Here is a 13,570-nt window from a genome sequence, read left to right as displayed (position 1 = left end):
TCAAAATCCTATCTCATTCATTCAGTTGAATTGAGATGGGATTTTCTTTGTTTCAATCCGTTCGTTTATTAAGGGAACGTTTGGTATAATGTATTAGAGAAAATGAACGAAATAAGAGAGGTGTCTCGGTGAGAACAGGACGTATAATCAAGTCGATCAGCGGTGTGTATCGTGTGGACTCAGATGGTGAGCTTTTTGATACGAAACCGCGCGGCCTATTCCGAAAGAAAAAATTTTCTCCGATTGTCGGAGATATTGTAGATTTTGAAATTGAAAATGTGACAGAAGGCTATATTCATCATGTACATGAACGTCAAAATGAATTGAAAAGACCGCCTGTCAGTAATATTGACCATTTAATTATTGTGATGAGTGCAGTCGAACCTAATTTTTCAACACAATTAGTCGATCGCTTTTTAGTCATTGCGCATTCCTATGAATTGAGACCACGTATTGTGGTAACGAAAAAAGATATGGCATCAGAAGCTCAAATCACACAGATAGAAAAAGATTTAGCTGTATATCAAGCAATCGGCTATCAAACGCAATTTGTCGGAAAAGATGACGATGTCGAAGCGATTTTCGATGCGTGGGGCGATGGTTTAGCAGTATTGAGCGGTCAATCTGGTGTAGGTAAATCGACTTTATTAAATGCCTATCGTCCTGATTTACAATTAGAAACAAATCAAATCTCAAAATCATTAAATCGAGGTAAACATACAACTCGTCATGTGGAGTTGTTTGAACGTAAGCGTGGCTTTGTGGCAGACACGCCTGGATTTAGTGCACTTGATTTTGATCATATTCAAAAAGATGAAGTAAAAGATTATTTTTTAGAGATTCAAGAATACGGACAAGACTGCAAGTTCAGAAATTGTAATCATATGAAAGAACCGAAATGTAATGTAAAAGCGCAAGTAGAAGCTGGCAATATTGCGGAATTCCGTTATGCGCATTATGTACAATTATTTGAAGAGATTGCAGCACGAAAGGAAAGATATTAATGGTTAAAGTATTTCCATCCCTTTTATCAGCGGACTTTTTAAACTTACAACAGGAATTGAAAGACCTAGAAGCAGCAGGTGTAGACGGTGTACATTTTGATGTGATGGATGGTCAATTTGTGCCGAATATTTCAATTGGTCTTCCTATTTTAGAAGCAGTAAATGCGGGTACTGATTTACCGATTGATGTGCATTTGATGATTGAAAACCCAGAAGCATATATCGCAGAATTCGCTTCTAAAGGTGCAGATATGATTTCAGTTCATTTCGAAGCAACACCGCACATTCATCGTGCCATTCAACTGATTCATACACATGGTGCTAAAGCAGGTGTTGTGATTAATCCAGGTACTTCTGTTGCCGCAATTGAACCAATTTTACATGATGTAGACTACGTATTAATTATGACAGTGAATCCAGGCTTTGGCGGCCAAGCGTTTATCTCAAACAGTGTAGAGAAAGTGGCTGCGTTACAAGCATTTAAAGAGAAATTTAATTTAGACTTCGATATTGAAGTGGATGGCGGTATTAACGCGATTACTGGTAAGAAATGTGTAGAAGCAGGTGCGACAATGCTTGTGACAGGTTCTTATTTCTTTAAACAAGCGAGTTATCAATCTGTTGTAGACGCATTGAAATCAACAGCACAACCATCAGAATAAGGCAGGGTGACGCTATGAAAATTAATCTACTATGCGGCGATCGTCATTTGCCGAAACATTTATTAGAAGATAAATCTGAAGAAGAGTGGGGCGGTATTGATCGCGGCGCTTTAATTTTAATAGAACATGAAATTGAACCAATCTTTTCATTGGGTGATTTTGATTCAGTGACGGACGAGGAACGTACTGAATTAAAAACGAAACTGGATATTAACCCAGTTAAAGCAGAAAAAGCGGATACTGATTTAGGGTTAGGTGTCAAAGAAGCAGTGGAATGCGGTTTTGACGAAATTGATATTTATGGTGCGACAGGCGGCAGACTGGATCATTTCTTAGGTGCCGTACAACTGCTGCAAGTGCCTGAATATGTAGAAGCGGGTATTGTGATTCGCATTATTGATACGAATAATGAAATTTCATATTTAGAAAAAGGCGAATATCAGATGACGTATGATAAGCATATGCCTTATGTATCGTTTGTGCCGCAAAGACCTAATACAGTGATTTCACTGACAGGCTTTAAATATCCGCTTCAAAACCAAACACTCCACCAAGGTTCAACCTTAACCATTTCAAACGAAATTGCAGCTTACCGAGGCACAATCGAGGTAGAATCTGGCGGTATCCTAGCCATCAGAAGCAGAGATGCACAACATTCATTATAAAATGAGTTGAATACAAATAAACACACAGCCTTTTTTATGAGAAAGACTGCGTGTCACATTAATAAAAAAACAGCGGATGATGCATAAGCAAACCATCATCCGCTGTTTTTTCGTACAATATATCATTAAAAAGACTAAATCGCTGTTTTAAGACAAGAAAAAAACGACCCGCCACATACGAGTCGTTTTTGTCATGTGCTTAATATTTATTAAACTCTAGTTACTTTACCAGATTTTAAAGCACGTGCAGAAACCCAAACTTTTTTAGGTTTTCCGTCTACTAGGATTCTAACTTTTTGAAGGTTAGCATTCCATCTACGTTTAGTAGAGTTTAAAGCGTGTGAACGACGATTACCAGTCGAAGCTTTACGACCTGTTACGAAACATTGTTTACCCATGAAAGTACCTCCTTTAATAAATATAAACACACTGACTTATGATATACTTTCCTAATTTAGCATATATTTTTCAGATTGGCAACCAAAAATTATAGCTTTCAAGAATATTTTAAGTTATTCTAAACAAGGAACAAAATTGTGTTATAATTTGTAAATGTCTATGTATGCGTTTTTATTAAAAAGCGGCGACGTGGACTTATAACCACGCAATGATTTTATAAGGATGAGCCAAGAGTAAAATCCGGCATTTAAAAGGCAAAATTGTGTTATTCATTATATAATAGTATGTAATGAATCCAAAACATAAATCATAACTGATTAGACCTATATTTAAGGAGGAACTCATAATGACATTAGAAATTACCAATGAATACGGCAATATCGACGTTTCCAACGACGTGATCGCTTCAGTAGTAGGTGGTAAAGCCGTAGAATGTTATGGTATTGTCGGAATGGCATCCAAACAACAAGTCAGAGACGGCATTGCGGAAATTTTAGGTCATGAAAATTATGCACGCGGAATTGTGGTGCGTTCAAATGACAAAGCAATTGACGTTGATATGTATATTATAGTAAGTTATGGCATTAAGATTTCTGAAGTAGCGAATAATGTACAATCTACTGTTAAATATACTTTGGAAAAAACTTTAAATTTGAAAGTCAATTCAATCAACATTTATGTACAGGGTGTACGTATGAATAATTATGGCAAGAAACATTAGGAGGAAGACATGATGATCAGCAAAATAGATGGTAAATTATTTGCCGACATGGTGATCCAAGGGGCACAAAATTTATCAAATAATGCAGAGCTAGTCAATGCATTAAATGTTTATCCAGTGCCAGATGGCGACACAGGGACGAACATGAATCTTACGATGACTTCTGGGAGAGAAGAAGTCGAACAAAATGCTTCACATCACATCGGAGCCTTAGGAAAGACATTTTCTAAGGGCTTATTAATGGGTGCCCGCGGGAACTCAGGCGTGATTCTATCACAAATTTTCAGAGGCTTCTGTCAGAATATGGAAGACTTAGAAACACTAGATGCGAAAGCCTTCGCAGAAAGCTTTGAAGCGGGTATTGAAACAGCTTATAAAGCAGTGATGAAACCGGTAGAAGGGACAATTTTAACGGTTGCAAAAGAAGCGGCTAAAGCAGGTGTTGAGAAAGCACAATCGACTGAAGACTGTGTAGAAGTCTTAGAAGCGATTATCGCATATGGTCAAGTTGCCTTAGAAAACACACCGAACCAATTACCAGTACTTAAAGAAGTCGGCGTAGTCGACAGTGGCGGTAAAGGTTTAATGTGTGTCTATGAAGGTTTCTTAATTGCGATGAAAGGTGAAAAAGTCGAAGCGACAAAACCAAAACTAGATACTGAAACATTTGTGAATGACGAACATGATTTCCATGGTGTCATTAATACAGAAGATATCGTCTATGGTTACTGTACGGAAATGATGGTACGTTTTGATAAACATAAACGTCCATTCAATGAGCAGCAATTCCGTGAAGACATGTCTAAATTCGGAGATTCTTTACTTGTCATCAATGATGATGAAATTGTGAAAGTACATGTGCACTCTGAACATCCAGGTGAAGTCTTCAACTATGGACAAGAGTATGGTGAATTGATTAAAGTCAAAGCTGAAAATATGCGTGAACAACACCGCAATGTGGTCAATAAAGAAAAACAAAAATCTAACGATGAAACACCACAAGTAGAAACTGCGATTATTGCGATTTCTATGGGTAATGGTATTTCAGATATCTTTAAATCAATGGGTGCAACGTCTATTATTAACGGCGGTCAAACAATGAACCCATCAACAGAAGACATCGTTAAAGTGATTGAACAATCTGGCGCGAAAAAAGCTATTATCTTGCCGAATAACAAAAACATTCAAATGGCGAGTGATCAAGCAGCTGAAATTGTTGAAGCTGAAACAGTAGTTATTCCGACGAAATCTATTCCACAAGGGATTGCGGCGATGTTCCAATATCTACCAGATGCGTCATTAGAAGATAATCAATCAAATATGACACAAGCATTAGAAGATGTGACTTCTGGTTCTATTACGAACGCTGTACGTAATACTACAATTGATGGTGTAGAAATCAAAGAAGGCGAATTTATGGGCCTTAAAGAAGGTAAAATTGTTTCAAGTCAGAAAACACAATTAGAAGCAGCGAAAGCATTGTTAGCTGATATGATGGATGATGAAACTGAAATTGTTACAGTAATTACAGGTGAAGATGCTGATGCAGAAACAACTGAAGCATTAACAGAATGGTTAGAAGAAACTTATCCTGATGCAGAAGTCGATGAACAAGTCGGAGATCAACCGATTTATCCATATTTATTCTCTGTAGAATAACGTTGAAAATCATATAAAGTAATGTATATAAAAAATTCACTTAGACTAAAACAGTCTAAGTGGATTTTTCTGTGTGTAAGCATAAATATAGAAAACTTATAGTTTGTACATGACAAAAACGATGAAATACAAAAGTTTTGTAAGATTAGTGTAAAAATAAGTGCTTATTTACGAGGATAATTGTTATAATATTTAAAATAGTTGCAATAATCAAAAAATAATGCGAGGGGGAATTAACATGAAATTTAAAAGCGTCTTTGAAATTATCGGACCGACGATGGTCGGACCTTCATCGTCTCATACTGCAGGGGCAGTCAGAATCGGAATGGTTGCACGTGAATTATTCGGGGATTTGCCAGACCGTGTCGATATTTATTTATATGGTTCGTTTATGGAAACCTATCAAGGTCATGGGACAGATGTTGCATTAGTTGGAGGCTTGCTTGGTTATGATACAGACGATGACCGTATCAAGACCAGTTTACAGACGGCAGAAGAATTAGGAATGACTGTTAACTTTATTTCTATGCATGAAGATAAACCGCATCCGAATACGACGGTATTAAGTATGTCGAAAGGTGATCAAACGTTATCTGTTGAGGGTGTTTCTATCGGTGGAGGCAAAATTGAAATTGTCGCTATTAATGGTTTTCCAATCAGTATCTCAGGTAACTATCCAACATTATTAGTCTTTCATCGAGATACCTTCGGAACTATCGGACGAGTCACGAATATTTTAGGAGAAGCCAGTATTAATGTCGGTTCTATGCAAGTTGCGCGTAAAGAAAAAGGAGATTCTGCATTGATGACTTGTGAATTAGATGAAAGACCGGATGAAGCTATCTTAGATCAAATTAGAATGGTTAATGATGTTACAGCGGTATCCTTAATGGAAGATTAGAAAGAGAGGGGGATATAAGATGTTTCAAACAGTAGAAGAATTAGTAAAGAGATGTGAAACTGAAGACAAAGCGATTCATGAAATTATGTTAGAGCAAGAAATGGATGTGACGGGTGCGACGGCTGAGGAAGTATATGCGGGGATGTCGCATCATTTTAAAACGATGGAAAATGCCTTAGAAGAAGGGTTAAACGGGGTGACTTCTACAACGGGTTTAACGGGTGGCGATGCAGTACTGATTAAAAGATATTTAGAAAGCGGACAAGCTTTATCAGGTCCGATTTTATTAGATGCGGTGAGTAAAGCAGTGGCGACCAATGAAGTGAACGCGGCAATGGGAAAAATTTGTGCAACACCGACTGCGGGTTCTGCAGGGGTTGTGCCGGGTGTATTATTTGCGATTAAGCATCGTTTTAATCCTACGCAACGTGATATGTTGAACTTCTTGTTGACAGCAGGTGCATTCGGCTTTGTGGTTGCGAATAACGCATCCATTTCTGGTGCATCAGGCGGCTGTCAGGCAGAAGTCGGTTCTGCCGCTGCGATGGCTGCAGCCGCAACGGTTGAAATGGCTGGTGGTACACCGCAGCAATCAGCTGAAGCTTTTGCAATTTGTATGAAGAATATGCTAGGTTTAGTATGTGACCCGGTAGCGGGATTAGTTGAAGTGCCTTGCGTAAAGAGAAATGCGGCAGGTGCTTCGAATGCGCTTGTGTCAGCGGATATGGCACTTGCGGGCGTGACGTCGCGTATTCCGACAGATGAAGTGATAGAAGCAATGTATCGTATCGGGCAGACGATGCCTTCTGCACTGCGTGAAACAGGACGTGGCGGCCTCGCTGGAACACCAACCGGCCAACGCTTAAAACAACAAATATTTGGTGATTAACATGTCTAAAGTAAACCTCATTGATCAGCCGTATACGTTAGACCAAATCAAAGGTTTAGGTCCAAAACGTATAGCGGTGTTAAATGAATTAAATATTTATAACGTAGAAGATTTAGTGCTTTATTTACCTGTACGCTATGAAGATAATAGTGTGGTAGATTTAAACCAAGCAGAAGATCAATCAACTGTGACAGTGGTCGGCGAAGTTTACACAACGCCCACTGTCGCTTTTTTTGGCAGAAACCGTTCTAAAGTTACTGTCCATTTAATGGTCAACAATATAGCGGTTAAAGCTGTGTTTTTTAACCAACCGTATTTAAAAAAGAAAATCAACTTGCATGACCATGTGACAATTAAAGGTAAATGGAATCGTGCGAAACAAGAAATCAATGGCATGCGTCTCTTTACGACGAATCAGCCAGAACAAGCACAAGACGGCGAACAATTAGAACCCGTCTATCGCATTAAAGAAGGCATTAAACAAAAGATGCTTCGAGATATCATTCGTAAAGTGTTAGATGATATTGAGATCAACGAATGGCTATCTGAAGATTTACGTCAAAAATATAAACTAGAATCGTTAGCGTCAACGATTAGAACGTTGCATTACGCAGATAATAAAACGGCGATATTAAAAGCGCGCAGAACATATGCTTTTACTGAGTTGTTTTTATTTGAATTGCGGATGCAGTGGTTGAATCGTTTAGAGAAATCGAGTGATGAAGCGATTGAAATTGATTATGATTTAGCACAAGTCAAAGATTTTATTGACAGTTTACCGTTTGAATTAACGGATGCGCAAAAAACTGCAGTGAATGAAATCTTTAGAGACTTGAAAGCACCGCTTCGCATGCACCGCCTCCTTCAAGGTGACGTAGGTTCTGGTAAAACAGTCGTAGCCGCTTTATGTATGTATGCCTTAAAGACAGCAGGTTATCAATCTGCCTTAATGGTACCGACTGAAATCTTAGCGGAACAACATGCGGAAAGTTTAACGGAGCTATTTGGCGACCGCATGAATGTTGCGTTACTGACAGGTTCAGTTAAAGGTAAGAAGCGAAAACTCTTACTAGAGCAACTTGAAAACGGCACAATTGATTGTCTAATCGGTACACATGCCTTGATTCAAGATGATGTCTCTTTCCAAAATGTAGGACTAGTGATTACCGATGAACAACATCGCTTTGGTGTTAATCAACGCCAAGCATTACGTGAAAAAGGGGCTATGACGAATGTGCTCTTTATGACTGCGACACCGATTCCAAGAACGTTAGCCATTTCTGTTTTCGGTGAAATGGATGTGTCATCGATTAAACAATTGCCTAAAGGTCGTAAACCAATTAAAACGATGTGGGCAAAACATGAAGCCTATGAATCAGTACTAAACCAAATGACAGCAGAGTTAAATAAAGGCAGACAAGCTTATGTGATCAGTCCGCTCATTGAGAGTTCGGAACACTTAGAAGATGTACAAAACGTCGTAGAGTTATATGAATCACTCGAACAACATTATGGTGTCGGTCGCGTCGGCTTACTCCATGGTAAAATGCCTGCAGATGAAAAAGATGATGTAATGCAGCGCTTTAACCAACATGACATTGATATTTTAGTTTCAACTACAGTGGTTGAAGTGGGTGTAAACGTACCGAATGCGACATTTATGATTATTTATGATGCTGATCGTTTCGGTTTATCTACACTCCATCAGTTAAGAGGTCGTGTCGGTCGTAGCGACCATCAAAGTTATTGTGTGCTGATTGCCTCTCCTAAAACAGAAACAGGGATTGAGCGTATGACCATTATGACGCAAACGACAGATGGATTTGAACTGAGTGAGCGTGATTTAGAAATGCGTGGACCTGGTGATTTCTTCGGTGTAAAACAAAGTGGTCTGCCTGATTTCTTAGTCGCAAACATAGTCGAAGATTATCGTATGTTAGAAGTCGCAAGAGATGAAGCGGCAGAACTTATTCAATCAGGTGTCTTCTTTACAGACCAATATGCGATTTTGCGCAACTTTGTAGAACAAAATCTCTTGCATACAAGTTTTGATTAAAAATGAACGCTTTAAATAAAGACAAATCCTTTTGATTTAACAATACATGACACAACAGACTAATTTCGATACACTATACTTAATTAGGCTGTTGTGTTTTTTGTTGAGCAAATTTAAGAGAAAATGATATGATATGTAGGTAGCCTTAAGACTTGGTACTAATTAGGGGGTAAAGCGATGAAGTTGAAGAAACAAGAACGACGTGAAGCTATCAAACAACGACTGCAGGAAAACCCCTTTATGACTGATAATGAACTCAGTGATTTATTTTCTGTCAGTATCCAAACCATCAGATTAGATAGAACGTTTTTGAAGATTCCAGAATTACGTAAACGTATTAAAACCGTTGCTGAGCATAACTATAAGCATATTCGTGCAATAGAAGGAAATGAGATTATCGGAGATTTAATCCGGGTAGAACCAGATGTGACTGCAGAATCTTTAATTTATATTACGGAAGATTCAGTCTTTACACGTAATGACATTGCACGTGGACATATTCTTTTTGCGCAAGCGAATTCATTATGCGTTGCTTTAATCCAAAAGAGTATGGTGCTGACAAGAGAAAGCCAAGTGACGTTTTTAAAACAAGTGAAACTGCATGATACAGTCCATGCCTTTGCGCAAGTGGTTGATTTCGGTTCGAAATATATTACTGTTGCGGTTTCGTCTTATGTGAAAGATAAATGTGTTTTTAAAGGTACATTTAAAATGTATTATTATAACGAGGAGTGATCACGAAATGGTGACATTAGCCATTGATATGATGGGCGGAGATGACGCACCGGGTATCGTGTTAGAAGCGGTAGAGCAAGCGTTGAATGACTTCCCAGATTTACATATAATTTTATTCGGAGATGAAGCACAGTGCACACTAAAACATGACCGTTTGGATTTCCGTCATACGACTGAAGAAATCGAAATGGAAGATGAGCCGGTTCGTGCCATTAAACGTAAGAAAGACAGTTCAATGGTCAGAGCTGCACAAGCAGTTAAAGATGGTGAAGCTTCTGGTTGTGTCTCAGCTGGTAATACCGGTGCTTTGATGTCAGCAGGTTTATTTATTGTCGGCCGTATTAAAGGTGTCGCACGTCCAGCATTAGTTGTAACTTTACCGACAGTTTCAGGTAAAGGCTTTGTATTCTTAGATGTCGGTGCGAATGCGGATGCGAAACCAGAACATTTATTACAGTATGCGCAACTCGGCAATATTTACGCTGAGAAAATCCGTGGTATCGGTGCACCGAAAGTTGCATTATTAAACATCGGAACTGAAGCGAAAAAAGGTAACAGTTTAACGAAAGCGACGTATGATTTAATGAAAGCTGATCCATCATTCTATTTCTCAGGAAATGTTGAAGCGAAAACTTTAATGGAAGATGCGGCTGATGTCGTGGTCACTGATGGCTTTACAGGCAATATGGTCTTAAAGAATTTAGAAGGCACTGCGAAATCAATCGGTAAAATGTTAAAGTCTACATTAATGGCAAGCTTTAAAAATAAATTAGCTGCCTTAGTCTTGAAAAAAGACTTAAGCAACATGAGTAAAAAAATGGATTACGCTGAATATGGCGGATCTGTATTACTTGGCTTAGATGGTATTGTGGTTAAAGCACATGGCAGTTCTAATGCGAGAGCTTTTTATTCTGCGATTCGCCAAGCGAAAATTGCAGGAGAACAACATATTGTTGAAGTAATGAAAGAGACGGTAGGTGAACAAAATGGGTAAAACAGCAATTATTTTTCCAGGACAAGGTGCACAAAAAGTAGGTATGGCGCAAGATTTGTATCAACAAGATACAAAAGCTACTGAAATTTTAGATGCTGCACAAGATGCGGCAGGCTTTGATTTATTAGAAACTATGTTTACAGATGAAGAAGGTAAACTAGGCGAAACTGAAAACACACAACCGGCATTGTTAACACATAGTATTGCGTTATTAAACGCATTAGGTGATGTTGATGCGGACTATACAATGGGACACAGCTTGGGTGAGTATTCAAGTTTAGTCGCAGCAAAAGTCTTAGCATTCGAAGATGCGGTTAAAATCGTCCGTAAAAGAGGCGAATTGATGGCACAAGCTTTCCCAAGCGGTGTCGGCAGCATGGCAGCGGTACTTGGTTTAGATTATGATGATGTCGCAAAAATCTGTGAAGATTTATCAGAAGAAGGTTCTATTATTGAACCGGCGAACATCAACTCACCAGGTCAAGTTGTAGTTTCAGGCCATAAAACAGCGATTGATCGTATTGTAAAAGAAGGTAAAAGCTTAGGTGCGAAACGTGTCTTACCATTAAAAGTGTCAGGACCTTTCCACTCATCTATGATGCAAGTCATTGAAAAAGACTTCGAAGATTACATCAATCAATTCGAATGGCACGATGCTGAAATTCCGGTTGTTCAAAACTATCATGCGCAAGCTGAAACTGACGCAGAAGTGATTAAACAAAACATGGTCAAACAATTGTATTCACCAGTTCAATTCATTCAATCAACAGAGTATTTAATTGAACAAGGTGTCGATCACTTTATTGAAATCGGACCTGGCAAAGTTTTATCGGGCTTAATCAAGAAAATCAACAGAGACGTTAAATTAACTTCGATTCAAACACTCGAAGATGTTAAAGGATGGAATGAACATGAGTAAAAGTGCATTAGTAACAGGAGCTTCAAGAGGTATTGGGCGCAGTATTGCGTTACAGTTAGCTGAAGAAGGTTATAATGTCGCAGTCAACTATGCAGGCAATAAAGACAAAGCAGAAGCAGTTGTCGCAGAAATCAAGGATAAAGGTGTTGAAGCCTTTGCGATTCAAGCAGATGTCGCAAATCCTGATGAAGTTAAAGACATGATTCAAGAAGTCGTAAAACAATTCGGTTCTTTAGACGTATTAGTCAACAACGCAGGTATTACACGTGATAACTTATTAATGCGTATGAAAGAACAAGAATGGGATGACGTGATCAACACAAACTTAAAAGGTGTGTTCAATTGTATTCAAAAAGCAACACGTCAAATGATGAAACAAAGAAGCGGTGCAATCATCAACTTATCTAGTGTGGTGGGCGCAGTCGGCAACCCTGGTCAAGCAAACTACGTTGCGACTAAAGCAGGGGTTATCGGTTTAACAAAAACTGCAGCACGTGAACTTGCGTCACGTAACATTACAGTTAACGCAGTAGCACCAGGCTTTATCGTTTCTGATATGACAGATGCATTGAATGACGACCTTAAAGATCAAATGAAATCACAAATTCCATTAGGCCGTTTCGGTGAAGATACAGACATTGCGAACACAGTAGCTTTCTTAGCTTCTGACAAAGCAAAATACATTACTGGCCAAACTATCCATGTTAATGGTGGTATGTTTATGGAATAATAACCATTAATTCACGAGAAGTAGTGGGATTACACTATTTTGTGGGGTAATCCTACTTGTATTCTTGATGATAAAATGGGAAAATAATAGAGTCGTATAGGCTTTTTAAAGGAGGTGAATCGACGTGGAAAACTTCGATAAAGTTAAAGATATCATCGTTGACCGTTTAGGTGTAGATGCTGACAAAGTAACTGAAGATGCATCTTTCAAAGATGATTTAGGCGCTGACTCACTTGATATCGCAGAATTAGTTATGGAATTAGAAGACGAGTTCGGTACTGAAATTCCAGATGAAGAAGCTGAAAAAATCAATACAGTTGGTGACGCAGTAAACTTCATCAACAACCTTGAAAAATAATAACAATATTATCTGAGTCGTCTTAATCAGCGACTCAGATTTTTCTTTTGTTTTGCATTAAATTCACGTAAAATGAGACACATAAGCGCATATAGCGCGATGTTGTATTCTGTAAAATTAAAAGGAGGTCATCTTTTGACCAAGCATAAGAAAGACGCTATGCTGCAGGCTTTTAATCAAAAGTTTGCACAAAAAATGGAGATGTTACATCTCACGTATGACCATTTACCTCTTTATCAACAAGCATTTTCACATTCTAGTTTTATCAACGATTTTAATATGGACCGACTTGCGCATAATGAGCGCTTAGAGTTCTTAGGAGATGCGGTATTAGAATTGACGGTTTCACGGTATTTATATGACAAATATCCAGGATTGCCTGAAGGGAATCTGACAAAAATGCGCGCGACCATCGTTTGTGAACCCTCACTTGTAATATTTGCGAATAAAATCAAATTAAATGAATTAATCCTACTTGGCAAAGGCGAAGAAAAAACTGGTGGACGCACACGTCCGTCGCTCGTATCAGATGCCTTTGAAGCTTTTGTAGGCGCTTTATACTTAGATCAAGGATTAGATGTGGTATGGCAATTTGCGCAAGAAGTTATCTTCCCATACGTTGAAGATGATGCGCTAATGGGTGTCATTGACTTTAAAACACAATTCCAAGAATATATTCATCGCTTGAATAAAGGCAGTGTCACATATCGTTTAATTCATGAAGAAGGTCCAGCACATCACCGTCTCTTTACCTCAGAAGTATTATTAGAAGGTGAAGCGGTGGCAGAAGGCCAAGGCAGAACGAAGAAAGAATCAGAACAAAAAGCCGCAGAGAAGGCTTATAAAGTGATGAATCAGAAACAATGAACAAGCTGTGT

15 protein-coding genes are annotated in these 13,570 nt (G+C 38.5%); 14 read left to right on the top strand and 1 reads right to left on the bottom strand.

The features are described from left to right. Positions 1 to 128: 128 nt before the first annotated feature. The 3 genes from rsgA to KRR19_RS00275 are packed head-to-tail and all read left to right on the top strand — an operon-like array spanning position 129 to position 2,331. Positions 129 to 1,004: a ribosome small subunit-dependent GTPase A gene (rsgA, locus tag KRR19_RS00285; RefSeq protein ID WP_107548242.1), complete on the top strand. Its 876-nt coding sequence runs from the start codon at positions 129 to 131 to the stop codon at positions 1,002 to 1,004. Next, positions 1,004 to 1,666 (top strand): ribulose-phosphate 3-epimerase, encoded by a 663-nt coding sequence (gene rpe / locus KRR19_RS00280; protein ID WP_107593663.1) that lies wholly within the window; start codon positions 1,004 to 1,006, stop codon positions 1,664 to 1,666. Before rsgA ends, rpe begins: the two co-directional genes overlap by 1 nt. Before the next feature lie 14 nt (positions 1,667 to 1,680). Then, positions 1,681 to 2,331, top strand: a complete 651-nt coding sequence (locus KRR19_RS00275) for a thiamine diphosphokinase (protein WP_107540427.1) — start codon at positions 1,681 to 1,683, stop codon at positions 2,329 to 2,331. 209 nt (positions 2,332 to 2,540) lie between these two features. Here KRR19_RS00275 and rpmB read toward each other — a convergent pair whose 3' ends face one another. Continuing rightward, entirely contained in the window at positions 2,541 to 2,729 is a 189-nt protein-coding gene (gene rpmB / locus KRR19_RS00270) for a 50S ribosomal protein L28 (RefSeq protein WP_000517908.1), read from the bottom strand. Positions 2,730 to 3,076: 347 nt separating this feature from the next. Between rpmB and KRR19_RS00265 the strand changes: the two genes are divergently transcribed. The 11 genes from KRR19_RS00265 to rnc all read left to right on the top strand — a co-directional run bounded on the left by KRR19_RS00265 (position 3,077) and on the right by rnc (position 13,559). Beyond that, on the top strand, positions 3,077 to 3,451 hold the full coding sequence (locus KRR19_RS00265) for an Asp23/Gls24 family envelope stress response protein (RefSeq protein ID WP_002480658.1): 375 nt from the start codon (positions 3,077 to 3,079) through the stop codon (positions 3,449 to 3,451). 12 nt (positions 3,452 to 3,463) lie between these two features. Next, positions 3,464 to 5,110, top strand: a complete 1,647-nt coding sequence (fakA, locus tag KRR19_RS00260) for a fatty acid kinase catalytic subunit FakA (RefSeq protein WP_037556357.1) — start codon at positions 3,464 to 3,466, stop codon at positions 5,108 to 5,110. A 238-nt stretch (positions 5,111 to 5,348) separates the two neighbouring features. Then, a complete protein-coding gene (gene sdaAB, locus KRR19_RS00255) occupies positions 5,349 to 6,011 on the top strand; it encodes an L-serine ammonia-lyase, iron-sulfur-dependent subunit beta (protein ID WP_060803492.1) in 663 nt (220 codons plus the stop codon). Positions 6,012 to 6,030: 19 nt separating this feature from the next. Continuing rightward, positions 6,031 to 6,900 carry an L-serine ammonia-lyase, iron-sulfur-dependent, subunit alpha gene (gene sdaAA, locus KRR19_RS00250; protein ID WP_057511041.1) on the top strand — a complete coding sequence of 290 codons (870 nt, stop codon included), beginning with the start codon at positions 6,031 to 6,033 and terminating at the stop codon, positions 6,898 to 6,900. A gap of 1 nt (position 6,901) precedes the next feature. Continuing rightward, on the top strand, positions 6,902 to 8,956 hold the full coding sequence (recG, locus tag KRR19_RS00245) for an ATP-dependent DNA helicase RecG (RefSeq protein WP_207021286.1): 2,055 nt from the start codon (positions 6,902 to 6,904) through the stop codon (positions 8,954 to 8,956). A gap of 177 nt (positions 8,957 to 9,133) precedes the next feature. Further along, entirely contained in the window at positions 9,134 to 9,691 is a 558-nt protein-coding gene (gene fapR / locus KRR19_RS00240) for a transcription factor FapR (protein WP_002480663.1), read from the top strand. Between the two features lie 7 nt (positions 9,692 to 9,698). After that, on the top strand, positions 9,699 to 10,685 hold the full coding sequence (plsX, locus tag KRR19_RS00235; RefSeq protein ID WP_060803494.1) for a phosphate acyltransferase PlsX: 987 nt from the start codon (positions 9,699 to 9,701) through the stop codon (positions 10,683 to 10,685). Beyond that, the gene (gene fabD, locus KRR19_RS00230; protein WP_002480665.1) at positions 10,678 to 11,604 is read left to right on the top strand and encodes an ACP S-malonyltransferase; all 927 of its coding nucleotides are present in this window, start codon (positions 10,678 to 10,680) and stop codon (positions 11,602 to 11,604) included. The genes plsX and fabD overlap by 8 nt, the downstream gene beginning before the upstream one ends. Then, positions 11,597 to 12,334 carry a 3-oxoacyl-[acyl-carrier-protein] reductase gene (fabG, locus tag KRR19_RS00225; protein WP_057511044.1) on the top strand — a complete coding sequence of 246 codons (738 nt, stop codon included), beginning with the start codon at positions 11,597 to 11,599 and terminating at the stop codon, positions 12,332 to 12,334. Before fabD ends, fabG begins: the two co-directional genes overlap by 8 nt. A gap of 124 nt (positions 12,335 to 12,458) precedes the next feature. Next, positions 12,459 to 12,692, top strand: coding sequence for an acyl carrier protein (locus KRR19_RS00220; RefSeq protein WP_002480667.1), 234 nt, complete (start codon positions 12,459 to 12,461; stop codon positions 12,690 to 12,692). Positions 12,693 to 12,851: 159 nt separating this feature from the next. Further along, positions 12,852 to 13,559 (top strand): ribonuclease III, encoded by a 708-nt coding sequence (gene rnc / locus KRR19_RS00215; protein ID WP_371106790.1) that lies wholly within the window; start codon positions 12,852 to 12,854, stop codon positions 13,557 to 13,559. Positions 13,560 to 13,570: the final 11 nt, after the last annotated feature.

Source organism: Staphylococcus sp. CWZ226, from assembly GCF_018986355.1.
GTDB classification, from domain to species: Bacteria; Bacillota; Bacilli; order Staphylococcales; family Staphylococcaceae; genus Staphylococcus; species Staphylococcus simulans.
This window is presented reverse-complemented; position numbering and strand designations above follow the sequence as displayed.